The organism is Fictibacillus marinisediminis, from assembly GCF_023149135.1.
In the GTDB taxonomy this organism is placed as follows: Bacteria; Bacillota; Bacilli; order Bacillales; family Fictibacillaceae; genus Fictibacillus_C; species Fictibacillus_C marinisediminis.
The window spans coordinates 3,412,923-3,437,934 of sequence record NZ_JAIWJX010000002.1 but is presented as its reverse complement, the minus strand read 5'-3'; the positions used below and the strand labels follow the sequence as shown (position 1 = coordinate 3,437,934).

The following is a 25,012-nucleotide window of genomic DNA, read 5'->3' as shown; positions in this document are numbered from 1 at the left end:
ACTTTTCATTTTGCCGGTAAGAGGTATAATGGATATAGCTGAATATGCGGTTAAGGTCCGTTTTGTGTCAAATAAAACGTTAAAAGGGAAGCTGGTTCAAGTCCAGCACGGTCCCGCCACTGTAATCGGGAAATCTTCTTATGTTTCCACTGTTCTGTCAAAGAATGGGAAGGAAAAGAAGATTGTTGATCGAGAGTCAGGAGACCTGCCTTAATTGCCTGTGCGAACCTTCGAGGAAAAGGTGAAGCAATTGTAATCATTTATTGATTAACTGTTGATTCGCTCTCCGAAGGGAGGGCTTTTTTTTGTTTTGCACAATCCCAGCTAAATGATACATACAGGAGCGTGAAGGAATTGAAGAAGTTTACACAAATTGCGATGATGCTGATGCTCGTGATCGCCATCATTGCCGGTTGTTCGGCTGGAAATCAGTCAACTGACAAAAAGGAAACCGGTGCCAATCAGGCAAAGAGTGAATTCCCCGTAACGATTAAAGATGCGGCGGGTGAGAACGTAAAAATTGATAAGAAACCAAAAAAGGTCGTCTCGCTCATACCGAGTAATACAGAGGTCGCATTTGCACTTGGCTTGGATAAGGAAATTGTCGGCGTTTCTGACTTTGACAACTATCCAGAAGCAGCTGTGAAAAAGACTAAAATCGGCGGATTGGATTTTAACGTGGAAAAGATTGTTGGCTTGAAGCCTGATCTCGTTCTTGCTCATGCCTCCAGTGCGCATACTTCCAAGCAGGGAATTGATCAGCTTAAGAATGCCGGGATCAAAGTAATTGTGATCAATGATGCGCAGAACTTTACGGATACATACAAGTCCATCGACATGATCGCTAAAGCGACGGGCACTCAAAAACAAGGTGACAAGATTGTAAAATCCATGAAGGATGATCTGTCAGCGATCAAGGAAAAAGCAAAACACGTAAAGAAAGAAAAAAAAGTTTGGGTTGAGGTTGCTCCAGCTCCGGAGATTTTTACTGCCGGCAAGGGTACATTCATTGATGAGATGCTGAACGCCATTCATGCCAAAAATGCCGCTGGGGAATTGAAGGGATGGGCAAAGGTATCTGAAGAGCAGCCTGTCAAATACAAACCGGACGCGATCGTCACAACGTACGGCTATTACTCCAAAAAGCCGGTGGAACAGATTATGGCCCGTAAAGCCTGGAAGGACGTTCCTGCGGTAAAAAACAAAGAAATTTATGATGTGCACTCTGATAAGGTGACACGTCCGGGACCGCGATTGATTGAAGGAGTGGAGGAGCTTGCAAAAGCCATCTATCCGGAAGTATACAAAAAGTAAAATTATCATTTCATATACAGCAGTGCTTCTGCTGTTGGGCTTAGCTGTTGCCTTGGGGATATCGGTAGGTTCTATACCTATCCCCCTTTTTCATGTAGTGCAGATTTTAGGAGCGAAGCTTTTCCACTATCCCGTACCAGCATCCATTGATTCTTCGATCGTTAATATCGTCATGGAAATCCGCTTTCCACGAGTCGTGCTCGCTATGCTTGTCGGCTGCTCTTTGGCGCTGGCGGGAACGGCATTTCAGGGGCTGCTGAAAAATCCTCTGGCCGATCCTTATACGCTGGGTGTTTCATCCGGTTCTGCTTTGGGCGCTGTGGCTGTGCTGTTCTTTGGCATTCAGCTGCCTATACTGGGGAGTTTTACACTTCCGGTGGTTAGCATCATTACCGGCTTTCTTACCCTTGTTGGGGTTATCTATTTTGCTCGCCTTGTGCAGCGCAGCCTGTCTGTTGAGACGATTATTTTGGCAGGGATTTTAAGCAGCTCGTTTATAGGTGCTGTAACGTCTCTTTTAATCGCTCTGACTGGTGATGAATTAAGACAGATTATCGGCTGGCTGCTCGGCAGCGTATCCATGAGAGGATGGCCGTATGTTCAGCTCATCGCTCCGTTTTTGGCCGCAGGGCTTTTGATTCTTCTGGCAAGTGCTCGTGAATTAAATGCGCTTTCCTTTGGCCAGCAGGATGCAAAAACCATTGGTGTTGACGTGAAAAAACATACGTCACTCGTACTGTTCGGGGCCTCGCTTCTGACGGGATCTGCAGTAGCGGTGTCAGGCACCATCGGGTTTGTCGGCCTTGTCATCCCTCACATGGCCCGCATGATATGGGGAGTAGATCATCGCCATCTGCTGCCGCTGTCCACGCTTCTGGGCGGGGTGTTTCTCGTTCTGGTTGATCTCATCGCCCGAACGATCATCGCGCCGACGGAGCTGCCTATCGGTGTCTTGACAGCGATTATCGGAAGTCCGATCTTTGCCTTAATCTTTATTCGCTATCGTCGAAAGAAGGTGACCACATGATCCAGATCCAGCAGCTTACTGGAGGATATGACGGAAAGCCCGTCGTAAAAGATCTTTCTTTTTCCATTGAAAGAGGAAAAATAACCGGCATCATCGGACCAAATGGGAGCGGGAAGACCACTCTCATGAAAATGATGAACGGAATGCTTTCCCCGCAATCCGGTGAGGTTCTTATAAAAGGAAAGCCAATCAGCAGCTACTCTGCAAAAGAATTGGCAAAAATTATTGCCGTTCTTCCTCAGCATGCGGAAAGCTCGTTTGATTTTACCGTCCACGAAGTGGTGGCGCTCGGCCGGTATCCCTTTTACAAAGGATTGCTGAAACAATCAACGCAGAAGGATGAAGAGATGGTCCAGCGATCCATGGAGTTTACAGGCGTCCAGCATTTTGCGGAGAAAAGCATTCAATCCCTAAGCGGCGGGGAACGGCAGCGGGTTCTTTTAGCTAAGGCGCTTGCGCAGGAACCGGAGATTCTGCTGCTCGATGAACCGACAAACCATCTTGATCTTTCCTATCAAATGAAACTCATGGACTTGCTCAAAGATTGGGTGCAGGGCTGCCAGTTGACGGTAGTTGCCATATTGCATGATTTGAATATTGCCAGTCTGTACTGTGACCAGGTTCTTCTTCTCGATGACGGAAAGGAGAAGGCGGTCGGAAAGCCTGGTGACATTATGGACAGCATCCTGCTGGAAGGTGTTTATGATACGAAGCTGAGCAGGCAGGAGCATCCGCAGAAGCCGAAGCCCCTGATCGCACTGGTGCCAAGTGAACGTGAGGAACAAAAGAAAATAGAAGATATTGAGCTTCAAACCACAAGTGAAGCGATGGTGTTCCGAAGCCCCTATTTTTTAAAAACGATGTCTTCTGCCCTGATCGGCGGAGGGTTCTGCTGGGCGAATACGTTTGTTAACCGACATGTGGATAAAAACTACAATTATGACGATGCACATTCTGAATATGAAGCGTATCTGCACTCCCTTCCTGTCAATCCGAACGAGACCATTGGAATGATGACAGCAGCACGGCTTGAGGATGCAGGTATGGTATCAATAGAAAAAGAAGGAATCAAGATCCTTGCTGCAGCAACAGCAGGAACATCCAATGCGGTAGATGCTGCACAATCGTGGCAGCGGAAGGATGATACTGTGGCGATCGGTACGATTAACATCTGGCTCTTTATTGAGGGAGAGCTAACCGATGAGGCATTTGTTCAGGCGATGATGACAGCGATAGAAGCAAAGTCGAGCGCTCTCAGAGACTATGGAATTAAAGATCCTATTACTGGAACGATTGCTACAGGCACTTCGACTGACAGCCTTTGCATCGCATCGACCCAGGAAGGAGAAAGAATGAGGTACGCCGGTACGATTACACCGATTGGAAAAGCGATTGGCCATACGGTCTATCAGACGGTGGGAAAAGCGATCGAAAACTATAGAAAGAGAATGGCACAAACATGATCATTGCTCTTCATTTATTATCCATTATACTCGCTTTGATCATCGACCAGCTCATCGGAGACCCTCGCTGGCTGCCGCATCCGGTAAGAGGGTTTGGCAAAATGATTTCTCTTATGGACCAGGCACTGAACCGCGGGGGCTGGAAAAAGCTGAAGGGTTTGATCATGCTTTTTATTCTTCTTTCTATTACAATAGTGCTAACTTTTATCATCGTACGGTATGCTTATTCCATCCACCTTGTGTTAGGGATATTCATAGAATCTGTGCTCATCTCAACGACCATTGCAGCTAGAGGGCTTAAAGAAGCAGGATTATCTGTCTACGCCCCCCTTCTTCGCGGTGATCTGGAGGAGGCTCGAAAAAAATTAAGCTGGATAGTCGGAAGAGATACAGAACATCTGCCGCATTCTGAGATTGTAAGAGGGACAGTGGAGACAGTTGCCGAAAATACGAGCGACGGGGTAACCGCACCTCTTTTCTTTGCTTTTATTGGAGGAGCACCGCTTGCCTTGCTGTACCGGGCAGTGAATACGTGTGATTCCATGGTAGGCTACAAGAATGAGAGATATAAAGAGTTTGGCTGGGCATCTGCCCGGCTTGATGATCTATTAAATTACGTGCCAGCCCGGCTAACTGCGCTTCTTATGGCTGCAGGAGGGCTGGGGAAAAAACGGTTTACCTTATCGTGGCTGAAGGAACAGGCAAGGAACCATCCGAGCCCGAACAGCGGATGGGGTGAAGCGGCAGTCGCGGGAATTCTCGGCATACGGCTTGGAGGCACGAATTATTATAAAGGCCAGGTCTCCTATCGCCCGTTCATCGGCCGTCAGACCTACAGCCTGAAAGCTATACATATAGAAAGAACAATAGCCATCATGGAGCGTGCTGTCATGTGGTTTACGATCATTTTGATCGCAGCGGGAGGGATGTATATTGTTGCTGCCCAATCATGGCGCTAATCCGCAGCTACTGGCCAATTCCTTGAAGATCAGCCTGGATGAAAACAGCATTGATTTTAGTGTGAATGTAAATCCGTATCCTGCACGAAGAAGAATGAAGGATATGTGGTTCAGCCTTTATGAAGATATTCTGCAGTATCCTGATCCCTCGGCTGAGCCGTTCGTTCAATTCGTTTCTGAAAAAGAAGGGCTGAATGCAGACCAGATTCTCGCAGGGAATGGGGCTGCTGAACTGATTTTTCTCATTGCTCAAGCCTATCGGGGCACGAACGTACTGATTGCAGCACCTGCTTTCTCAGAATACGAGGATGCGTGTAAGGTGAACGATTGTAATGTGGACTTCTATGTAACCCGAAAAGAGAAAGGCTGGCAGCCGGATCTCCAAGAGCTGAATGAAAAACTCCACGGGAAAAAGCTTTGTTTCCTTTGCAACCCGAATAATCCGACAGGAACAGCATTGGATTTGAACAATTTGGAAGCTATCGTTGCTTTGTGCGAATGCCACCATGTTACACTCGTCGTGGATGAAGCGTTTGTTCACTTTTTAGAAAAGCCCGTATCCGCCGTTCACTTGATGAAAAAGTATTCCAACCTGATCCTCCTGCGGTCATTGACGAAGATGTTTCACTTGCCGGGACTTCGTTTAGGGTATGCCATGTCATCCAAAGAACAGATCGGAAAATTAGAGAAATTTCAGCCTCCCTGGAGTGTGAACGGTCCTGCCCAAAAGCTTGGTATACTCTGTCTGGAACAAGAAGAATTTGCAGATGAAATTGCGATGAAAACAGCAGTTGAGCGAGAGCGGATTTTTCCGATCCTCGACAAGCTTGGATTTGAAACCTCTCCTTCCACCGTTAACTTTTACTTGTTAAGGGAGAGTGGAGAAGAAAAGATTCAGCTTGCTCTCATTAAATATTTAATGATAAAAGGGATGATCGTCAGGCATACGTTTAATTTTAGAGGGCTGGATGGCCATTATATCCGCCTCGCCATTCGAACTCCAGAGGAGAATGACCGCTTATTGGCTGCACTTGAAGGGTGGAAAGCGAGATGATGATCTTTATTACCGGAGGTGTCAGGAGCGGGAAAAGCTCATTTGCCGAAATGTCCGCCGTTTATCATGGAAAAAATGAGAAACCGCTTCACTATATTGCAACGAACGAACATCAGGATGGGGAGATGAGTGAGCGGATCGCCAGGCACCAGGCGGATCGTCTGAACAGCGGGTATAGCTGGAGGACGTGGGAACAGCCAAGAAACATTCATGAATTGGTAAATGAATATGGAAAAAAGGATGTCATTCTCTTGGACTGCTTGACCAATCTTGTCAGCAATGAGCTGTTTGACGGCTGGAAAGAAAACAACAACCAGTGGGAAAACGAAATGTTCCGATCAGAAGTATTCCGCAAGATCATGGATGGATTAAGAATGATTAAAAAAAGCAGCGCCGCACTCATCGTCGTATCAAACGAAGTGTTCCAGGACTTGCCCTCTATTGATGAAGGGACCTTCTATTTTATGAAGATGATGGGGGAGCTTCATCAGCAGATTGTCTCTGAAGCGCATTGGGTGTACCAGGTGGAACTGGGCATGCCCATTTTGAGGAAGGGGTATGATGCAGATGAAAAACAATGCACCTCCTGTCCGGTTTAATGCCTTATACGGTTTTGGCCTGGCTCTTCAGTTCTTAACCGCATTGCCGATCCGCACTGCGTTTCCATGGACAAAAGAAACGAGCAGGTGGAGTGTGTATTGGTATCCAGGTGCCGGACTGCTTCTCGGAGGATTGGCTTCTGTTCAGGCTCATTTCCTGGCGCAGCAAAACGTTATCCCGGTGTCGATGACGAGCTTTTATCTGTTCTGCTTCTCGATCGTTTTGACAGGCGGCTTGCATCTCGACGGGTGGATGGATTGCAGTGATGCCTACTTCTCATACGGCGATAAAGAAAAAAGGCTGCAGATCATGAAGGATCCCAGGACTGGAGCATTCGGTGTATTGTCTGTCCTTTTTCTATTGAGCTGGCGGTTTCTTTTTATCTATGAAACAGTGAAAATGGTTCCGCAGCACGTTTGGCTGCTGTTTCTGCTCATTCCTTTCTTCGCCCGAATCGGTATGGGCAGCCTGCTGGTTTCAGCTCCTCTTGCCAGAGAGGAAGGTATGGCTTTTGCCATGAAGCAGAACATTTCAGGCAAAGCCTTTGCTGTTTATGCGATCTATCTCCTGCTGGCAGGGATTGGAGCATGCCTTACAGGAGCGATTCTTCTGTTTATGAGCTTGTTCCTTTTAGGCTTAGCTGTATTTTTCTTAAGTAAAACGTTCTTTCTCCGCCAGTTTGGAGGGATTACGGGAGACACACTAGGCGCACTTTCGGAAGGGATGGAAACATGGCTATGGTTCGGAGGCTGGCTGTTACTCTCCTTCGCCACGGTCTGACGGAGGAAAATAAACAAAAGAAATATATCGGGTATTGTGATCCCCCCTTATGTAAAGAGGGGCGGATTGAGCTAAACAAATTACATAGAAATGAAGGGTATCCCGAGCCGGGTGCTATCCTTGCAAGTGATAGAATGCGATGTATAGAGACCGCTGAGATTCTTTTCCCGGAGAGTAAGCTGCAGATCAGTCCGGCATTTCGCGAGATGCATTTTGGGGAATGGGAAAGAAAAACGTACGGCGATCTTTGCGGAATTCAACGTTACAGGGACTGGATTGATGATCCTATTGGAGTCTGTCCTCCTGGAGGAGAGAGCTATCAAGACTTTGAAAATCGTGTTCGCGGTGCCTGGCACCGTGAGATTTGGCCGTCGGCGGAAGAGAACGGGCATGTAATCGTTGTTACTCATGGAGGCCCAATCCGTTATTTATTGTCAGAGTTTGCTCCGGAACGAAGAGAAATGTGGGCATGGCCGGTCTCACATGGCAAAGGATACACCCTTTACTGGAATGAGACCAAAGGGAGGTTGAAAAAACGATGCACTTTGTTACAGGAGGCGCCTTTCACGGCAAAGCCAAATGGGTGCAGCAGCACTATTCTGCCTCAAGGATAGATGAAGGCTGGTTCAATAGCTATGAGAAAGCTGGCTGGGAAACGGGTGATTTTACAACTTCACTCGTCGTTCTTGAAGGATTGGAGCAGCTTGTGAAGAAGGTTGTAGAGAAGAACGAAAGCGGCGGAAGAACAGCTCTGCAAAAGAAGCTTCAGACCTGGCTCGCTTGGGAGGCTTCTGAACCCGGTCGCTGTCTTGTTCTGATCGGAACAGACATCGGTAAAGGAATTGTGCCGATGGAAAAGGAAAATAGATTATGGCGCGATGTGACCGGCTGGTTTTATCAGGATGTAGTCATGGCCGCCGAGAGAGTCGATGTTATCTGGTATGGGCTGCCACAGACTTTAAAATAGGCTCTTTTCTAAAGGCTTTTTTCTAAAAGATTGTTGTTTTTAGAATATTTTCGTCTTCATTGATTGTTGATTGGAGTGCAAGGTGCGAGACTCCTGCGGGGAAAGCGTGACAGGTGAGACTACGCAGGCGCATGCGCCGAGGAGGCTCAGCGCACGCCCCGCGGAAAGCGAGCATCCTGAAACGTAAATCGACCACCCCAAAAAGCAACAAAGATTGCGAAAACAGCCTTTCTAAAAGATGGTTGCTTTGGGAACCTTATTGTAAAGAGCTTCATTGACAAGTTGATTGAAGTGGAAGGTGCGAGACTCCTAGAAAATGAATTTCACATTTTCTTCGTGCGATATAACGCTGCCGAAGCCTTCCTTGTCTTGCGGGAGGATGTTCACCGCCCGCCCCGCGGAAAGTGAACATCCTGAAACGGAAATCAACCACTCCCAAGAGCAACAAAGGTTACGAAAACAGCCTTAAAATAATAAGGAGATGATTAACAATGAAGCTATACACGCGTACAGGAGATGAAGGGAAGACTAGTGTGATTGGAGGAAGGCTTGATAAGAATCATATCAGGGTGAAAGCCTACGGTACACTGGATGAATTGAACAGTTTTGTCGGCCTGGCGGTTACCAAGCTGCAGGACGCCAAGTTCGATGACATCCGCAATGAACTGGTAAAGATTCAGCATGAGCTTTTTGACTGCGGCGGAGATCTGTCTTCAGTGAAAAAGGACTATCCTTATAAAGCGAACGCGGATATGATCACGTTCTTGGAAGAGCGGATCGACGAGTACATTAAAGAAGCGCCGGACCTGGAGCGTTTTATTCTGCCGGGCGGTTCTGAAGCGTCGGCTGCTATTCATGTTTGCCGTACGGTAGCAAGGCGCGGGGAGCGTGAAATCGTTGAACTGAAGCAGGATAATGAGATCAACCCGGTTGTTTTAAAGTACGTGAACAGACTATCTGATTACTTTTTCGCCATCGCCCGTGTCATCAATTTCCGTGCCGGTGTCAACGATGTGGAATACGAGCGGAGTGCCATTGTTTTCCGCGGAGGAAAACGCAAAGCTGATGCTGAATAAAAAATTCACCATATTTATCGCTTTCCTCTCCTTGTCTGTGGCTGGTTCTTTTATTAAGATTCCAGCCCTTGTCGGGAGTGTGGCCTTTGATTCCATGCCGGCACTGGCCGCCGGAGCACTGATGTCTCCTCTAGCAGGAATGGCTGTTGGCTGTATAGGGCATCTCATGTCTGCCGGCCTATCTGGTTTTCCGCTGGGGCCGCTTCATCTTCTCATCGCTGTTCAGATGGGGCTGCTAAGCTTTAGTTTTGGAATCCTCTATCGGCGGAATTTCAAGATGGCAGCGATCCTGGTCTTTATTGCAGGAAACGGCATAGCGGCACCGCTTTGTTTTTGGCCGGTACTCGGAAAAGCTGCGGTACTTGCTTTTATCCCTGGATTAGTTGTGGCAGCAGTGCTCAACGGGGTGGCAGCTCAGCTGCTCATTCCAAGGCTGAGGCCTGTCTTTGACCGATCAAACGTAAGGATAAATCATGAAAACAAATCGTGATGTAACGTTATTGGAGTTGGGTTCAGATGAATACATTGTGATGGCAGCCGATAATTCAGGAGCGATTGGAAACCTTCCTTTGGATACAGTGCACGTTCCTTATTCTATCGTAGCGGCTTTCGGTGCCCGAGTCTGTGTTATGGAAGTGATGGCGGCTGGAGCAGTGCCGTTTTCCTTTCTCATTCATTCTTTCAATGGGAAAGAAGCATGGACGGAGCTTGTAAGGGGTGCGGAACAGACGATTGCTGAGCTGGATTTAAAAAGTGTAGAGATTACAGGAAGTACGGAAAGCAACATGAAGATGCTGCAGTCTGCTTCTTCTTTTACGATGATTGGCAAAGCAAATCAAGCGGCACTTCGGCTGAACTTTACTCCGCCACATGCAAAATATGCTGTGATCGGCGTGCCATTGGTTGGAGAAGAAGTGATTTCCCGCCATGAGGACGTTCTTCCGCTTTCCCTTTTTCAAAAACTTTTACATACGGAAGGGGTTTATGAAATCCTTCCCGTCGGCTCGAAAGGCATCACACATGAGCTCGAGATCTTAACCAGGAGTTCAAGAACGTTTACATGCAGCCTGCCGATGGAACATTCAGCAGGCCCTTCAACATGTGCGCTGATCAGTTATGAGCCTGAGTATTCTGCCAGCATCCAAAAGCTTTGCGGGAGGCATTTCTACGAGCTTACAGAAGCCGGATTGTAAATAGACTAACATAGAAGTGGTTGATTTCCGTTTCAGGCTGCTCGCTTTCCGCGGGGCGTGCGCTGGAGTCTCGCACCTTGCACTCCAATCACATTAGCGATGAAGATTATCTACAAAAATGCGCTCCCGAAGAAACCACAGCTGTTTTCGTCATCCTTGTTGCTTACTGAGAGTGGTTGATTTCCGTTTCAGGCTGCTCGCTTTTCGCGGGGCGTACGGTAAACCATATCGGCGCAAGCGCCTGCGTGTCTCACCGAAAATATAACCTATTTCAATTGCGCCCGTTCATTAAAAAACGTGCGGTAGCCGTACTGGACGAAGATAATGACACTGAAAGCAACAGAGCCTGCGATGCCAAGCATGATGGCGATCTGGTATTCGATCGCGGTGATCGGAGAGATGCCGGACAAAATCTGCCCGGTCATCATTCCCGGCAGAAATATGATTCCCATCCCGACCATGGAGTTGATGGTAGGCAGAATAGCGGAATCAAACGCCAGATCCACAAGTTCTTTAGTGGCGGCCTTTGGAGAAGCACCTAGCATAAGAGCCGCCTCCACCATATGTTTTTGTTTCTCCATACCTTCTACTAAATGATTGACTCCAAGCGTTACGCCTGTCATCGCATTTCCGATGATCATTCCGGCAATGGGTATCACATATCTCGGTTCATACCACGGAGAGAACTGGATGACCACATAATTGAAAAACAACAGACTGATGAGAGTTCCGATGGTCATTGAGAGAGCGACTACCTTTTTCAAAGATGGAGACAGTTCGTGTTTTATTCGTTTAAAGACGTTATAGACCGCAAAACCTTCCATAAGAACGAGAATGAGGACCGTTAATGCAGGGTGAGGATGCTTGAGCAAATAAGTGAGAACATAACCGGCTAACACAAGCTGGATCGTCATCCGCAGCGTACCGATTACGATTTCTTTTTCCCTCGCTATTCCTCTCCACTTTACAATGATTGTTAAAATGACAATGAACAGGTAAGCGGAAAGAAGCTGCCATAATGAGATATCAATAACCTTATCCTTCATGCTCCACGCCCCTATTCTTTTGATTGATGTTTTCCAGCTGAATATTTACATCCGCATAATGCTCTGCAATTCGTTTGGAGTGGGTAACCATGACGACCGTTTTTTGTTTTTCCTTGGATTTACGCAAAAAGGAAGAGATGACGTCATCCGCTGTTTCGTCATCCAAAGCAGAAGAAGGCTCATCGAGCAGATAGACTTCCGCATCCATTAAGAGCACACGTGCGAGAGCAAGGCGCTGCTTCTCTCCTCCAGAAAGGTCTCCGGCTTTTGTTTCCAATGATTTTTTTAGGTAAACCGTATGTAAAGCTTCTTCTAGTTCAGCATCTGCTGGCAGGGGTTTCTCTGAAAAGGAAAGACCTGCTGTCAGGTTATCTTTTACCGTTCCCGGAAAAATCGCAGGCATCTGCTGAAGCATGACGACATTTCTCCGATGAAGAACAGGATTCAGGGCTGCCACATCCTCTCCCTTGTACAGGACGTTTCCTCCATCCGGTGAAATCAAGTGGTTCAGCATTTTTAAAAGGGTGGTCTTTCCACTTCCGCTCTCACCCGTAATAATGCTTACTTTGCCTTCTTCAATAGATAATTCCTGAAAAGCTAGAATATCTTTATAGACGATTTCTTTCAATTCAAACATGGGCTCGGCCTCCTCTGTTCTTATTTGAAACTATTCCCAAAAACTCTTTTTGCTATCATGGATAAAATAGCTTGAACACATTGCCTGGAGAACAGCTCGTATGGTACATTAAAGATAAGTGTAATGTTGGTCGTGGAGGTGTGACAAATGGAAACAGCTGCAACAATTTTATTGGTGATCGTTTCAATCGCCCTTATCGTAGTCGTCGTTCTTCAATCTGGCCGTTCGGCAGGATTATCCGGAGCGATTACGGGTGGTGCGGAGCAATTATTCGGAAAGCAAAAAGCCCGCGGAATGGAAGCCGTGCTAAGCAGGATGACTGTGATCTTAGCTGCTTTGTTCTTTCTTTTGGCGATTGCCGTAGCTTATTTTATTTAATGATACCTTAACAGCAGGTGAATTTTCACTTGCTGTTTTTATTTTTGCATCTAGCGTATACCGAGCTTTTTCCAGGTGCCGTATGTTATGATTTTTTACGGGCATAAAAGGGTAACTTAACTTAAAAAAGGTGATTGTATGATTGGCTGTCTATGTTTGCATGGCTTTACCGGCAGTCCGTATGAAGTCCAACCAGTTACGGATTATATAAGGGATCATACCGACTGGCTCCTGTCTGTCCCCACCTATCCGGGGCACGGGGAGAAGCTCAAGCTGAGAGGCATTACACACAAGCTTTGGATCGATGAAGCAGAAAGCGCTTTTCTGGAATTGAGAAAGAAAAGCGATACCGTTTATATACTCGGATTTTCCATGGGCGGCATGATCGGCGGATATCTTGCTTCAAAGTATGGATGCGACAAGCTGATCCTTCTGAGTGCAAGCGCCTATTATATGAATCCATCTCAAATGGTGAAGGATATAAAAGAGATGGTTGTGAAGGGGATGCAAGGGAATTTAAAAGACGATGAGCTTTACCAGCGCTATCGTAAAAAGTTTTTGGAGACACCGCTTCGTGCAACATTTGAGTTCCGCAAGCTGGTCAAAACGCTGAAGCCATCTTTTCAAACGATTCATGCTCCAACGTTAATCGTTCAAGGCGAAAGTGACGGACTTGTGCCAAGAAAAAGTGCGGAATACTTATATAAAACCATACCTGCACAGAAGAAAAAAATTTGTTATCTGAAAGAATCGAAGCATATGATCTGCCATGATGTAGAGAAGGATCAGCTTATTGAGGAAGTCTTTCAATTTTTAATGGAACAATCGTAATAAGGGAGAGAATGCATCATGATGAAAATAGCAGCACCAAAACCATTTATGTTTGAAGCGGGAAAGCGGGCGGTGTTATTATTACATGGATTTACCGGCAGTTCTGCGGATGTCAGGATGCTCGGCCGCTATTTGCAGAAAAAGGGTTATACATCCCACGCGCCGCAATATAAAGGGCATGGTGTCCCGCCGGAAGAACTCGTACATACAGGCCCATCTGACTGGTGGAGCGATGTGATGAAAGGATTTAATCATTTAAAAGAAAGCGGCTACGAAGAAATTGTCGTATGCGGATTGTCACTAGGCGGCGTTTTCTCTTTAAAGCTGGCGACGGAACAGCCGGTAAAAGGTGTCATTCCAATGTGTGCTCCTATGCATATTAAGAGTGAGGAAACGATGTACAAAGGGGTACTTGCCTACGCTCGCGAATACAAAAGCAGGGAGAATAAAACACAGGAGCAGATCGATCAGGAGATGGAAGCGTTCAAAAGCACGCCGATGAATACATTGAAGGCGCTGCAGGATCTGCTCGGAGAAATAAGAAATTCCATTGATATGGTATACGCACCTGCCTTTGTGGTACAGGCTAGACATGATGAAATGATTAATACAGAATCAGCGAATATTATTTACAATGAAGTAGAAAGCGATCTGAAAGACTTAAAATGGTACGAACATTCAACCCATGTGATCACACTGGGAAAAGAAAAGGAACAGCTTCACGAAGATGTTTTCAATTTCTTGGAGAAGCTCGACTGGTCCGTGGAATAAGCTTTTTGCCTTAAAGGAGGAAAATTAGTGGATAAACAGCAATTGCTAGCGTTTATGAAAGAAGAAGCCTATAAACCGCTCACCGTTCAGGAACTGGAGGATGCGTATGGTTTTCAGGAGGCGGAGGATTTTAAAGATCTCGTCCGCACGCTGAATGAAATGGAAGAGGAAGGCCTTGTCGTCAGAACGAGAACAAACCGATACGGTCTGCCGGATAAAATGAACCTTGTCCGTGGAAAGGTGCAGGCTCATGCCAAAGGGTTTGCCTTTGTTATTCCGGAAACGGGAGAAGGGAAAGACATTTATATCTCCCAATCCGATATGGGCAGCGCCATGAACAATGACATCGTGCTTGTTCGATTAAATACGAATTCAAAAGGATCACATCCGGAAGGTACGATTATCCGGATTCTTGAACGCGGGGTCACAGAAACGGTAGGAACCTTCCAGGAAAGCCGCAGTTTTGGCTTTGTGGTGGCGGACGACAAACGAATTCCAAACGATATTTTCATCCCTGCGGATGGCGTTAACGGAGCGGTTGAAGGGCACAAGGTCGTTGTCAAAATAACGAAATATCCGGAAGGACGGAACAGCGCTGAAGGAGAAGTCATTCACATTCTCGGCCATAAGAATGACCCTGGAGTGGATATTCTTTCGGTTATTTTTAAGCACAGCCTGCCTCGTGAATTTCCGGAAGCTGCGCTTGACCAGGCGAACAGCGTTCCTGACACGATCGATCCGGCAGACATCGAAGGGCGGCGTGACCTTCGAGAGGAAACCATCGTTACGATTGACGGAGAAGACGCGAAAGACCTGGATGATGCCGTTCATGTCATCAAACTGGATAACGGCAACTACAAGCTCGGTGTTCATATCGCGGACGTCAGCCATTATGTTACGGAAGGTTCACCGATCGATGAAGAAGCCCTTGAACGCGGAACAAGCGTATATTTGGTGGACCGTGTAATCCCGATGATTCCGCATCGATTGTCTAACGGGATCTGTTCCTTGAATCCGCGCGTGGACCGCTTAACGTTATCCTGTGAGATGGAGATCACGCCAAAAGGGGAAGTCATCAAGCATGAAATTTTCCCGAGTGTTATCCGCACCGTTGAACGCATGACGTATACAAACGTCAGGAAAATTCTTCAGGAAGAAGATGAAGAAGTATTAAAACGCTATGAGCCGCTGATCCCGTTTTTTAAAGGGATGGGTGAGCTTGCTGAAGTTCTTCGGAAGCGCCGGTTCAAGAGAGGTGCCATCGACTTTGATTTTGCTGAAGCAAAAGTACTGGTGAACGAAAACAGTGAACCGCAGGATGTTGTTCTTCGGGAACGTTCCGTGGCAGAGCGTCTGATCGAGGAATTCATGCTTTGTGCGAACGAAACCGTTGCTCAGCATTTTCATAAAGCAGAATTGCCTTTCATGTACCGGATCCATGAAGACCCGGATGCAGAGAAGCTTTCGCGGTTCCTGGAGTTCATCGCTATGTTTGGCTATGTTTTAAAAGATGCGGTTACCGAAGTCCATCCGCTTGCACTTCAAAAACTCCTGGAGGAAGTAAAAGGCGAGCCGGAAGAAATGGTGATCAGCAAAATTATGCTCCGATCCATGAAGCAGGCAAAATACTTCCCTGAGAGCCTTGGGCACTATGGATTGGCAACCGAATTCTACACTCACTTTACATCGCCGATCCGCCGGTATCCCGACTTGATCGTCCATCGCTTAATCCGAACCTATCTTATTAATAAGAAAACAGATCCGGCAACGATAGGGAAGTGGACCGCACAGCTCGAGAAGATCGCGAAACATGCGTCAGAAATGGAACGCCGTGCCGTAGATGCTGAACGTGAGACGGATGATTTGAAAAAAGCTGAATTCATGCAGGATAAAATCGGTGAAGAATACGATGGGGTTATCAGCTCCGTGACAAACTTTGGCTTGTTCGTAGAGCTTCCGAATACCATAGAAGGCCTCGTCCATGTGAGCTATCTGGCGGATGATTATTACCGTTATGATGAAAAGCATATGGCGATGATCGGAGAACGCACAGGGAATGTGTTCAGAATTGGTGATGAAATCTCAGTTCGCGTCATTAACGTTAACCTGGATGAACGCGCGATCGATTTTGAAATCGTCGGCATGAAAGGCACACCAAGAAAACGGGGCAAAGACCGTCCAAAAGTGATCGAAGGCGGTGATCGCAAACGGAAGACACGACGTCCGGAGAACGAACGCGGAGATAAAGGCGGCTCTACTAAAGGCAAGAAAAAGCCGTTCTACAAAGGGAACATAACGAAAAAGAAAAAGAAAAACAAAAAGAGGTAAAAGCTAGGGCGGGAAACGTTTTTGTGATGAAGTCCAGTCACATTGACGTTTCCTGACCAATTTAGTATAATTAAGTTTGCACTGTTTGGGGGAGGTCAGGAACATATGCCAAAAGGAGAAGGAAAACTTGTCGCACAAAATAAAAAAGCGCGGCACGATTATCATATAGAAGAAACCTTTGAGGCAGGAATCGTCCTCCAGGGAACAGAAATCAAAGCCATTCGAGCTGGCCGGATTAATCTAAAGGATTCATTTGCCCGCGTACAAAATGGAGAAATGTTTCTTCATAACATGCATGTCAGCCCGTATGACCAGGGCAATCGCTACAATCATGATCCTTTGCGAACCCGCAAGCTGCTTCTTCACAAGAAGGAAATCAGCAGACTGCTCGGTGCAACGAAGGAGCAGGGTTACTCGATTGTACCGTTGAAACTGTATTTGAAAAATGGCTTCGCTAAAGTTCTGATAGGCCTTGCGAAAGGTAAGAAGAACTACGACAAGCGTGAAGATTTGAAGAAAAAAGATGCAAAACGCGAGATCGAACGAGCCTTCAGAGACCGCCAAAAGGCATAAACTGGAGGGTGCGTCCGGTTGAAAAAACACCGCAAAAATGCTATAATAACTTTGTTGCTGACAATTGAATAAATGCAGCAGCTTTAACTTTTCCCGTAGATTCACCCCGGGATATTCCATGGGGACGTTACGGATTCGACAGGGATAGTTCGAGCTTAAGTTGCGAGTCGAGGGGGTCGGCCTCGTTAAAACGCCAACGCCTATAACTGGCAAAACTAACAACAACCTAGCTTTAGCTGCGTAATAGCACTTTAGCTGATCCTCCCTCCATCGCCCATGTGGTAGGGTAAGGGTCTCACTCTTAGTGGGCTACGCCGGCTGTCCTCCGCCTGAGGACGATGGAAGAGCACAATCAGGCTAGCGCTTCAAACGCCTGTCGATAGGCAAATGAGGCTGCGAAACGCGAATGTATCGACTACACTCGTAGAAGCTTAAGTGCCGTTATCTTTGGACGTGGGTTCGACTCCCACCGTCTCCACCAATACATAATGTTGGTGGTTTTTTACATATTTCTTTGCATAGAGCTCTAAGACCTAACCGTGTTAGGTTTTTTTTATATCTGTAATATCCCATGTACAATTGGGAACTTACAATCTTAAGGGACAGTTCATTCAATGGTTTACCTGAAGAAAAAGAAAAAATGGCAGCATGTTGACGCCATCTAAAAGGTTATTGATAATATTTTGCCCATTCATTAAAAATGGTTGGCGAAATCTGTTTGACCCCTTGAAGGAATTCCTCTGCATATCCGAGCTTTTCAAGACCCGATATTAACTTCATGGGATAAGTTCTATCAGTGGTAAATGCCCTTTTGTGGTCGATCACTTTTACCTCCCCCTTCTCGTTGAAGTAAATATGACGTACCTCTGTATCGTGTCTCAAAAAACCTATCCTCTTAAATTCAGAAAGCATGTATAATATTTGTTTTATTTTTGAACCAGAAAAACGTTTCTTTTTTTTGAGGTATTTTTTCAGATTGTATCCGTTGATATACTCCATGACAATATAGTTGGATCCATACTCATAGAGTCGGGGTATGATTGGGGATGATTGTCCTTTCTGTAATGCCTTCAGTTCAAGTTTTTGAGTTTTTTCTTTCCAGAAAATTTTTACACATTTATTGTGACTAATTTGAAAAACCGCTCCATCACCGCCCTTGCCAAGCTGTTTGTATTTTGTGAGATTTTCCAAATCTAATTTTCCTTTATTCCTGGCTGCTATTGCCGTTATACTTTCCATTCATACACTTCCTTTATTAAAATTAGACTTCAGCAGCAATTCAATTCGTGTATTTAAGTTTTTAACGTTGATCTGCTAGTATAAACCCAATTCCTTTCCCCAGCTGTTTATTTTTTCAATGTATCTTTTTAGCAGAACACTTTGTTCTCCATTCAATACCCTTCTAAGGTGATTTAGGAGTCTTTTCTCTAATGTTCTTTGTAAATAAGCCATTTTTAATAGCTTTAGGGTGTCTGTATGAAAGGTTATTCCTTCTTTTTGCATTTCCTGAGCGTATAACAGCATGCAATGACTTCTTATTTCTTCTTCCCTTTTTTGCCAGTCCGTTCTGAAATCAATCAACAATTCAACCAGAACAACCATATCAAATGAACAGGGTGCATACTTGGCAGACTCCCAGTCAATCATTTGAATGCTCCAATTTTCTTCATCCCTGCCGTCTTGGCAGCAAAGATTATGAAGATGAAGATCACCGTGGATGAGGCACTGGCCTGCTTCCATAATTTCCGGAAAGAAAATTGGCCCCTTTTGCAGGATATTTTGAATAGTGTTGTATCCAGGTTCTACTATTTCTCTTACAGCTGGATCTTTCATCGCAAGATCTAGATATTCTTTTGTTTTTTCAATATGGTTGCGTCTTTCTGTGTTTGCCAGCGCAGAATCAAATCGGGGCAGCCAGTAATCAAAAGAATCCTTGTACCTGGTTATCCGATCACCAAATGTGCGGGCATGGAATTTTGCAGCAGTCGGAATGATAAGATCGAGATGTTTGGGCGTAATCTTGATTTGCCCGCGCAAAGGTTGAACAAATTCTGTAAATAGCCAGATTTCGTCATCATTTATTCTTTCCTCAATCCAATACATTTTTGGCATAAATTCAGCCATGGCAGTATATCCGCTGTGATACATGTTAATTTCCACACTATGATTTTCATTAAAAGGTGGTTTATATATTTTGAGGACTACTGGAAGACTGTTTAGGCCATCTGTAAGGATCAGTTTCCAGATACTTGTTTTTTCCCTGGAATTTTTAAGACATTCTATTTTATCTTCAGGCAGCGCAACTTCATTTTTTGAGAAAAATTCGAACTTTTTTTTCCATCCAAATTGATCCCACTGTTTTACGATTTCTTCTTTACTGCTCAATGCAGAAATCCCCCCTAATTTATATTGAAAAACTCATTTTCTTGTCCATAAATATCGAATGTGGGACACAAAGCTCCTTATAAATGGAAGTGGATCCTTCCAGCTGAATAAAGCTTCTACCTTATGTCCGGAAAGGCTTTTTATCCATTCGGTGATTGTCATTTTCCCGTTTTTTTTGTTTTGGCGGAAGGATAGAAAATCGCGGACCAGGTAAACCCATTTGATGCCCTCTGTCTGTTTCGTCACTGGGGAAGGATTTTGTCCAGTTACCAGCAAATAGTTCAAGTATGCTAAATTCACACCGCAGGCTATTGACAATCTTTGGGTTAACCCAATCCTGGGGTTAATCTCAATAAATTTCAACTTGCCGTCTCTTTCATCCCTCTTAAATTCCGCAATTGACAGGCCTTTTAACTTGATATTACGCAAAAATGGCACTGCCATATTTATTACGTCCTCATCCCTGATACTTAACGCCATGGCGGTTGAACCGAAGTCGGGAGGAAATTGGTGGAGTTTTTGATTCATCCAGAGTCCAATTAGATTCATTTCCTCATCAAATAAGGTTTTTACTGAATAAATGGATGCCTCTTCTCCAGGAATCACCTCTTGAATCATGAGCTCTCCAAAACGGCTGTAAAAGAGGTACTCTTCCCTTAACTGGACTGGATTTTCAACTAATATTGCTTTTCTATACAGATGATGATCGATACGGTTCCGGAAATTGGAGGAAATGACTGGTTTTAATATACAGGGGAACATTACTTCAGAAACAATCCGCTCAAGATGATCTTCATCATCAATAAGGAACGTTTTAGGACATGGAACGTTATATTTTACTGATAAATCGTAGGTTAATCTTTTATCTAACACAGCCTCGATTAATGAATGGTCAGGTAAAAGAAAAAGATAATTCAAAGACAACTGATCTCTGTATTTTGATATAAAGCGTACATAGTCATCCGATCCAGCGTAGAGTACCGCTTTCTCCTCAAATGTTTGCCCTAGCCTTGTAAGGTGCTCTATTAATTTTTCTTCCTCAGAAACAGGATTAGGGCATACACCGCAGCTTGCATATCTGGTTTTTCCAATTTTTTTCTTAGTCTCTGTATCAAATGCATATACTTTTATGCCTTGTTCGGCTAAACTCCGAACTATCCCGATCCCAGTCGCACTTAAATCTAAAACTACGGCTGGTAGATCATGCCTCACTGCATCTCACCTCTGTGCAAAAAAGATTGATAAACTTCCTCAATCTTTCTAGCCATACTGGCAATCGTTAAATGCTGTTCAGCAAAGCATTTAGCATTTTGTGCTAAAGAATTCCTTAGAATGGAATCGTCCAGAAGGATCGTTAATTTTTCAGCTAGTTGTTGAGAGTTTCCCGGTTCAGCTATAAGCCCCGAATGATTGTCCTGAATAATTTCCGGTATTCCGCCACAGTTTGTTGTAATGATCGCCTTCCGGGCAAACATCGCCTCTATCACAGAAATGGGAAGTGTATCACTGGTAGTTGGCAGGACAAAAATATCTGATCGTTTTAATATTTTTGGAATATCCTTTCTCCTTCCTAGAAAATACACATTTCCCAGCTGTAAATCCTGACATTGGCGTTCAAGCTCTTCTCTCATTGATCCTTCCCCTACAATCCATATTTCTACATTTTCAAGCTTGTTTCTAATGAGCCAAAGTGCTTCAAACAGGTATTTATGTCCTTTACGCGGCCGAAGGCGAGAAATACAGGTAATAATTGTCTTATCTGCAGTTTTCCTTGATTTCCCTGGAGGGGCAATTCCAAAATCAATTCCAGTGTAAACAGTTGTCAATTTGCTTTCCTCAGTACCTAAACTGTTTAGCAATGGTCGAAAATATTCACATAAACTAATGATATGGGTCGAGCTTTGAACGGCTTTTTGGTCAATGGCCAAAAAGTAGGCTTCTTCTACAGACCCTTTTTCAATTAGATTAAACTTTAGCCGTGTGTGTGTCATAAATCCGTGGGGAGTGAACAGCAGCGGTTTTTGATAACCTTCATTAAGCTGGCACATGACATTTGCTGTAAACCGATCTTGTGCGTGAATAATATCATACCTAGAAATATCCACGCATTTTAGCATCCATTCATATCTGCGCATTTGCCAAACATTTTGGATGATCTTTTCACTGAAGCTTCCATACCTTTTAACAAAAAATTGTTTTACATCCTCCATAATTGTTTGGCGCATTCCGTCAATGCCATCATTTTCGAAGTGGTTAGGTGCAGCAATATGGACAATATGGCCTAAGCTTTCCAATCCTGATTTAAGTGCAGTGATGTAGTTTTGCAATCCGCCAACAAAAGGGTAGTTCCAGAAAGTAGTGATTAAGATTTTCATGTTTTTCTTTTGTTTTAATTCAAAGGGTTTCTGGATATCTGGTTTGTTTTTTTCTTTTTTAAAGCTGTTGTCAGTCCATAATATTGATCCATTGCAGATACTAAATGGGGATAGGGGATAAATAATGGAGGCTGTGTTGAATATTGACGGTCTGTCATTTCCATACCCTCCTGATGATTTCAAACGCTTCCGCATAATCTACTCCAACCGTCATGCCTCGAACCTGTGCTAATGATTTCACTCCTTGATATGAACGGGGATGAGGAAAATCCATCATCTCTACGTGATAAAATGAAAGAGATTGGAGTTTATCATCAATGGTTTCCGTTATATCCACAAAATAGTTTGGTTTAAATTCTTTATCGTTCGTATGTTGACTCCATTCAGACGAAGAAACTGTTTCAAAACAGAGTATTTCAGCAGCCTTTTTCCCAGGCAATGGCCTGGCTGAAGTAATTACGGCCTGGTACAATATTTGATGGTCCCGGTTTAGGTCTCCGTAATGATGAGTAAAAATCATGGAAGGTTCATACTTGGCCAAAAGCGCTTCAATTTCTTTAGTTAAAGAATGTAGAGGGAGAGTTTCTAATAGTAGATTCGGATATTCTAAAAAAACAACCTCTTCTACCCCCAAGTATTTATTAGCCTTTAACATTGATTCTTTAATGCAATCCTCTTTTTCCTTACGCCCCTTTGCAACAACCACGGAAATCACTTTATAGCCATTTTCAACCAATTTTTTTATTGTTCCACCAGGGCCAAGGATTTCATCGTCTGGATGAGCAGCAATCACAATTACATTGGTACTCATGTATTTCACCTCGAATTTTTTTCGTTCTTTTATATATATGGACACACCATTAGTTAGGAAACTGACATTAGTGGAAAGGAATTGGAAATTTATCATACTGAATGAATAGACTGCTGTTTTTACGGTTAAGGTTTCAACAATATGACGATTCCTTCTTCAATAAAATCATTGGCAGGTCCTTTTATTTACTTATAGAGAGTTCCGGTTTGAGTTTAAAACAAATTAGAATGTGGAACATGAATAAGCAAAGCTCATTAATTGAAAGACTTTTTGGGTGTAAGCAAAACAGGAGGTAAGTATGATGAATGATAATGAAAACAATAAGCCATCAGAAGATAGTAAAGAGGCGTCCGTTTCCAGAGCCCTCATAGGAGGAGCCGTCGGGGCAACCCTAGGATGGTTGTATAAACCTGAAACACGCAAATTAGTGGTATCTCACATTAGACAATCAGAAACCATAAAAACTTTAGCTGCGGAAATAGGAAGATCGGTTCAAGAAAGGGTAACAGAACAAGCATTGAAAAATATAAAATCAACGACAGCGGGTTTCTTAAATAAAGATAAAAGCAAGGACACTGATGAGGAAGAGAAGGCGAGAAAAAATGAAGATAATGAATCAGCAAGGTATTCTGCACTAGAAGAGGAGAATAAACGGCTAGCAAACCAATTACAGAGGCTAGAAGAAAAATTAAACAAGCTAGTTGAGTAAAAAGTACTGTTCTTTAAATAAGTCTATACTTTCAGAACCTGTCCATTTTTTATGTATATGGACAGGTTTTTTGATGTGACCCGGCTCCTTTTGTTACTAACAAATTCCTTTTCTTTATTCCTTTTCTCTTATCAACGTATTATTGGATTTCCGTACTAAATGGACCACAAATATAGTAAATATAGTTTTTATTGAAAGAAACAATGACTAGGAACGTTATAGTCATATTGTTTGAGTAAATGTAATCTAACTGTAATATTTTTAATGTTTTTATAAAAATCACAAATAAAATACTGCCAAAGCAGTGTTTTTCATTTTTCAGCAAGATTGCGCTGACATAATACGTGAAAATAATGGTAAGAAACACAGCGTTCCAACGGGTCCATGTTTTTATTGCGTTAGTAAAGGGGTATAGCGTGTTTATGGAATCATTAATTTGATTTCGTTTGTTGAGTACATTCACAGACAACCTTCATTGAGTAAAGGTTCACTTATTTGTGAAAGGGGGGATTTGGTGACTCGGCAAACATCAGGACAAAGCAAATTAAGAAAAGGCACACTTATAGGAGGACTACTCGCGAGTACAGCTTCTTTTATGATCCCGAGCGTCAGAAAGAATGCAAAGAAAGGGATACGAAAAGGAGCAGTGAAAGCAGCTGTGAAAGCAGTGAAGAAAAGCCCTTCCGGTTTGAAAGATAAAGCTAAAGAGAAGGTAAAAGAAGAAGCCAAGGATCAGCTTAAATCAAAATTTCAGGAAGAGCTTCAGTCCAAAGTGAGTAAGGCTGCTGAAAAATTGGAAGATGCGAAAGAAAAGAACGCTGATAAAGTTCATGGCAAAGCTGAGCAAGCAGCAGACAAAGTAAGGGATGTTTTATTAAATGTCCAGGATAAACTTAAGAATTTAAAAGAAGCAGGAGAAGAGTTTCAGGAAAAAATTAATTCCAAGAAAAAAAACACGAAGCTTAAAAGTGTTAATGATATCAAAGGGGCTAACAACATTAAAAGTTCAAATCAGTTGAAAAGCTCCAATGATATTAAAAGCTCAAAGGATATTAAACGAGCAACTGATATTAAAACCATCAGTTCCTAATAAATCTTATTTTATTTAAAGAGAGGAGAATGAAAAGATGAGTGTTCAAAAAAGTACGGATAGTTCAAGTCTTGCAGAGGTTATCGACCGAATTCTTGATAAAGGTGTTGTCATCGATGTATTTGCTCGAGTTTCTCTTGTAGGAATAGAATTAATAACTATCGAAGCTAGGGTAGTTATTGCAAGTGTCGACACATGGCTTCGATATGCTGAGGCAGTTGGGTTGCTGCGAGATGAAGTTGAAAAAGAAGGCCTGCCATCTCAGTCCAATGAAAGAGGCAGCCAAGCCTTTAGCATTTAACTATTTTATGGCCAGAGCAATGTAAAAGCTGCTCTGGCCACCTACTATAATATTTCTAATAGCAAAGGTGGAGGCTGTCAATGGAAATAAAAGAACTAATGGAAGCCGTAAATGACTTTTTCAAAGAGCATGTAGCCCCCCCTCACAAGATTACATCAGTTGAAGGCACGGAAGATGAAGGCTGGAAAGTCATTGTGGAAGTGATCGAAGAAAAAGATTACATGAAGAAATATGCAAAAGATGAAATGTTGGGCGTCTATCAAGTTTCCTTGAACAAAAAGAAAGAAGTAACGTCTTTCACAAGGATAAACATCCGATATCGAAGTGCTATTGCTGAAGACTAG

At 44.0% G+C, this 25,012-nt stretch carries 28 protein-coding genes, 1 other RNA gene and 1 riboswitch; of the genes, 22 read left to right on the top strand and 7 right to left on the bottom strand.

The window, feature by feature from the left end; all coding sequences use genetic code 11:
* Positions 1–36 precede the first annotated feature (36 nt).
* Positions 37–227: riboswitch (cobalamin riboswitch) on the top strand.
* Between the two features lie 127 nt (positions 228–354).
* The 12 genes from LCY76_RS18345 to LCY76_RS18290 all read left to right on the top strand — a co-directional run bounded on the left by LCY76_RS18345 (position 355) and on the right by LCY76_RS18290 (position 10,433).
* Positions 355–1,314 carry an ABC transporter substrate-binding protein gene (locus tag LCY76_RS18345; protein ID WP_248253823.1) on the top strand — a complete coding sequence of 320 codons (960 nt, stop codon included), beginning with the start codon at positions 355–357 and terminating at the stop codon, positions 1,312–1,314.
* On the top strand, positions 1,277–2,341 hold the full coding sequence (locus LCY76_RS18340) for a FecCD family ABC transporter permease (protein WP_248253822.1): 1,065 nt from the start codon (positions 1,277–1,279) through the stop codon (positions 2,339–2,341). Before LCY76_RS18345 ends, LCY76_RS18340 begins: the two co-directional genes overlap by 38 nt.
* Positions 2,338–3,804, top strand: a complete 1,467-nt coding sequence (locus tag LCY76_RS18335) for a heme ABC transporter ATP-binding protein (protein ID WP_248253821.1) — start codon at positions 2,338–2,340, stop codon at positions 3,802–3,804. The genes LCY76_RS18340 and LCY76_RS18335 overlap by 4 nt, the downstream gene beginning before the upstream one ends.
* The gene (cbiB, locus tag LCY76_RS18330; protein ID WP_248253820.1) at positions 3,801–4,763 is read left to right on the top strand and encodes an adenosylcobinamide-phosphate synthase CbiB; all 963 of its coding nucleotides are present in this window, start codon (positions 3,801–3,803) and stop codon (positions 4,761–4,763) included. The genes LCY76_RS18335 and cbiB overlap by 4 nt, the downstream gene beginning before the upstream one ends.
* The gene (gene cobD / locus LCY76_RS18325; protein WP_248253819.1) at positions 4,738–5,817 is read left to right on the top strand and encodes a threonine-phosphate decarboxylase CobD; all 1,080 of its coding nucleotides are present in this window, start codon (positions 4,738–4,740) and stop codon (positions 5,815–5,817) included. The genes cbiB and cobD overlap by 26 nt, the downstream gene beginning before the upstream one ends.
* Positions 5,814–6,416 carry a bifunctional adenosylcobinamide kinase/adenosylcobinamide-phosphate guanylyltransferase gene (locus tag LCY76_RS18320; RefSeq protein WP_248253818.1) on the top strand — a complete coding sequence of 201 codons (603 nt, stop codon included), beginning with the start codon at positions 5,814–5,816 and terminating at the stop codon, positions 6,414–6,416. The genes cobD and LCY76_RS18320 overlap by 4 nt, the downstream gene beginning before the upstream one ends.
* Positions 6,385–7,197: an adenosylcobinamide-GDP ribazoletransferase gene (cobS, locus tag LCY76_RS18315; RefSeq protein WP_248253817.1), complete on the top strand. Its 813-nt coding sequence runs from the start codon at positions 6,385–6,387 to the stop codon at positions 7,195–7,197. Before LCY76_RS18320 ends, cobS begins: the two co-directional genes overlap by 32 nt.
* A complete protein-coding gene (locus tag LCY76_RS18310) occupies positions 7,149–7,811 on the top strand; it encodes a histidine phosphatase family protein (protein WP_248253816.1) in 663 nt (220 codons plus the stop codon). The genes cobS and LCY76_RS18310 overlap by 49 nt, the downstream gene beginning before the upstream one ends.
* A complete protein-coding gene (locus LCY76_RS18305) occupies positions 7,736–8,164 on the top strand; it encodes a bifunctional adenosylcobinamide kinase/adenosylcobinamide-phosphate guanylyltransferase (RefSeq protein WP_248253815.1) in 429 nt (142 codons plus the stop codon). Before LCY76_RS18310 ends, LCY76_RS18305 begins: the two co-directional genes overlap by 76 nt.
* A gap of 491 nt (positions 8,165–8,655) precedes the next feature.
* Positions 8,656–9,240: a cob(I)yrinic acid a,c-diamide adenosyltransferase gene (locus LCY76_RS18300; RefSeq protein WP_248253814.1), complete on the top strand. Its 585-nt coding sequence runs from the start codon at positions 8,656–8,658 to the stop codon at positions 9,238–9,240.
* Positions 9,230–9,730 carry an ECF transporter S component gene (locus LCY76_RS18295; RefSeq protein ID WP_248253813.1) on the top strand — a complete coding sequence of 167 codons (501 nt, stop codon included), beginning with the start codon at positions 9,230–9,232 and terminating at the stop codon, positions 9,728–9,730. Before LCY76_RS18300 ends, LCY76_RS18295 begins: the two co-directional genes overlap by 11 nt.
* Positions 9,714–10,433 carry an ATPase gene (locus LCY76_RS18290; protein WP_248253812.1) on the top strand — a complete coding sequence of 240 codons (720 nt, stop codon included), beginning with the start codon at positions 9,714–9,716 and terminating at the stop codon, positions 10,431–10,433. Before LCY76_RS18295 ends, LCY76_RS18290 begins: the two co-directional genes overlap by 17 nt.
* Before the next feature lie 266 nt (positions 10,434–10,699).
* Here LCY76_RS18290 and LCY76_RS18285 read toward each other — a convergent pair whose 3' ends face one another.
* Together LCY76_RS18285 and LCY76_RS18280 are read right to left on the bottom strand one after the other, a co-directional pair.
* A complete protein-coding gene (locus LCY76_RS18285) occupies positions 10,700–11,479 on the bottom strand; it encodes an ABC transporter permease (protein WP_248253811.1) in 780 nt (259 codons plus the stop codon).
* A complete protein-coding gene (locus LCY76_RS18280; RefSeq protein WP_248253810.1) occupies positions 11,469–12,116 on the bottom strand; it encodes an ABC transporter ATP-binding protein in 648 nt (215 codons plus the stop codon). Before LCY76_RS18280 ends, LCY76_RS18285 begins: the two co-directional genes overlap by 11 nt.
* 147 nt (positions 12,117–12,263) lie before the next feature.
* On the opposite strand from LCY76_RS18280, the gene secG reads away from it, so the two are divergent.
* The 6 genes from secG to ssrA all read left to right on the top strand — a co-directional run bounded on the left by secG (position 12,264) and on the right by ssrA (position 17,478).
* Entirely contained in the window at positions 12,264–12,494 is a 231-nt protein-coding gene (gene secG / locus LCY76_RS18275; protein ID WP_053357115.1) for a preprotein translocase subunit SecG, read from the top strand.
* A 138-nt stretch (positions 12,495–12,632) separates the two neighbouring features.
* A complete protein-coding gene (locus LCY76_RS18270; protein ID WP_248253809.1) occupies positions 12,633–13,325 on the top strand; it encodes an alpha/beta hydrolase in 693 nt (230 codons plus the stop codon).
* Between the two features lie 18 nt (positions 13,326–13,343).
* On the top strand, positions 13,344–14,096 hold the full coding sequence (locus LCY76_RS18265) for an alpha/beta hydrolase (protein WP_248253808.1): 753 nt from the start codon (positions 13,344–13,346) through the stop codon (positions 14,094–14,096).
* A 27-nt stretch (positions 14,097–14,123) separates the two neighbouring features.
* Complete coding sequence (gene rnr / locus LCY76_RS18260) at positions 14,124–16,424, top strand: ribonuclease R (RefSeq protein ID WP_336606265.1); 2,301 nt, start codon at positions 14,124–14,126, stop codon at positions 16,422–16,424.
* A 105-nt stretch (positions 16,425–16,529) separates the two neighbouring features.
* The gene (smpB, locus tag LCY76_RS18255) at positions 16,530–16,997 is read left to right on the top strand and encodes an SsrA-binding protein SmpB (RefSeq protein WP_053357118.1); all 468 of its coding nucleotides are present in this window, start codon (positions 16,530–16,532) and stop codon (positions 16,995–16,997) included.
* A gap of 120 nt (positions 16,998–17,117) precedes the next feature.
* Positions 17,118–17,478, top strand: a transfer-messenger RNA (tmRNA) gene (gene ssrA, locus LCY76_RS18250).
* A gap of 188 nt (positions 17,479–17,666) precedes the next feature.
* Here ssrA and LCY76_RS18245 read toward each other — a convergent pair.
* From LCY76_RS18245 to LCY76_RS18225, 5 genes are all read right to left on the bottom strand, one after another.
* On the bottom strand, positions 17,667–18,236 hold the full coding sequence (locus tag LCY76_RS18245; RefSeq protein WP_248253807.1) for a kinase: 570 nt from the start codon (positions 18,234–18,236) through the stop codon (positions 17,667–17,669).
* Between the two features lie 75 nt (positions 18,237–18,311).
* Entirely contained in the window at positions 18,312–19,382 is a 1,071-nt protein-coding gene (locus LCY76_RS18240; protein ID WP_248253806.1) for a phosphotransferase, read from the bottom strand.
* Positions 19,383–19,415: 33 nt separating this feature from the next.
* Complete coding sequence (locus tag LCY76_RS24065) at positions 19,416–20,594, bottom strand: carboxylate--amine ligase (protein WP_248253805.1); 1,179 nt, start codon at positions 20,592–20,594, stop codon at positions 19,416–19,418.
* The gene (locus tag LCY76_RS18230) at positions 20,591–21,940 is read right to left on the bottom strand and encodes a glycosyltransferase family 4 protein (RefSeq protein ID WP_248253804.1); all 1,350 of its coding nucleotides are present in this window, start codon (positions 21,938–21,940) and stop codon (positions 20,591–20,593) included. Before LCY76_RS18230 ends, LCY76_RS24065 begins: the two co-directional genes overlap by 4 nt.
* A complete protein-coding gene (locus tag LCY76_RS18225) occupies positions 21,912–22,568 on the bottom strand; it encodes a PIG-L deacetylase family protein (protein ID WP_248254716.1) in 657 nt (218 codons plus the stop codon). Before LCY76_RS18225 ends, LCY76_RS18230 begins: the two co-directional genes overlap by 29 nt.
* Before the next feature lie 301 nt (positions 22,569–22,869).
* Here LCY76_RS18225 and gvpT point away from each other — a divergent pair, with 301 nt between their 5' ends.
* From gvpT to gvpO, 4 genes are all read left to right on the top strand, one after another.
* Positions 22,870–23,277: a GvpT/GvpP family gas vesicle accessory protein gene (gene gvpT / locus LCY76_RS18220; protein ID WP_248253803.1), complete on the top strand. Its 408-nt coding sequence runs from the start codon at positions 22,870–22,872 to the stop codon at positions 23,275–23,277.
* A gap of 514 nt (positions 23,278–23,791) precedes the next feature.
* Positions 23,792–24,367 carry a gas vesicle protein GvpQ gene (gvpQ, locus tag LCY76_RS18215; protein ID WP_248253802.1) on the top strand — a complete coding sequence of 192 codons (576 nt, stop codon included), beginning with the start codon at positions 23,792–23,794 and terminating at the stop codon, positions 24,365–24,367.
* 37 nt (positions 24,368–24,404) lie between these two features.
* The gene (gene gvpA, locus LCY76_RS18210; protein ID WP_062232702.1) at positions 24,405–24,668 is read left to right on the top strand and encodes a gas vesicle structural protein GvpA; all 264 of its coding nucleotides are present in this window, start codon (positions 24,405–24,407) and stop codon (positions 24,666–24,668) included.
* 80 nt (positions 24,669–24,748) lie between these two features.
* Positions 24,749–25,012, top strand: coding sequence for a gas vesicle protein GvpO (gene gvpO / locus LCY76_RS18205; protein ID WP_091003041.1), 264 nt, complete (start codon positions 24,749–24,751; stop codon positions 25,010–25,012).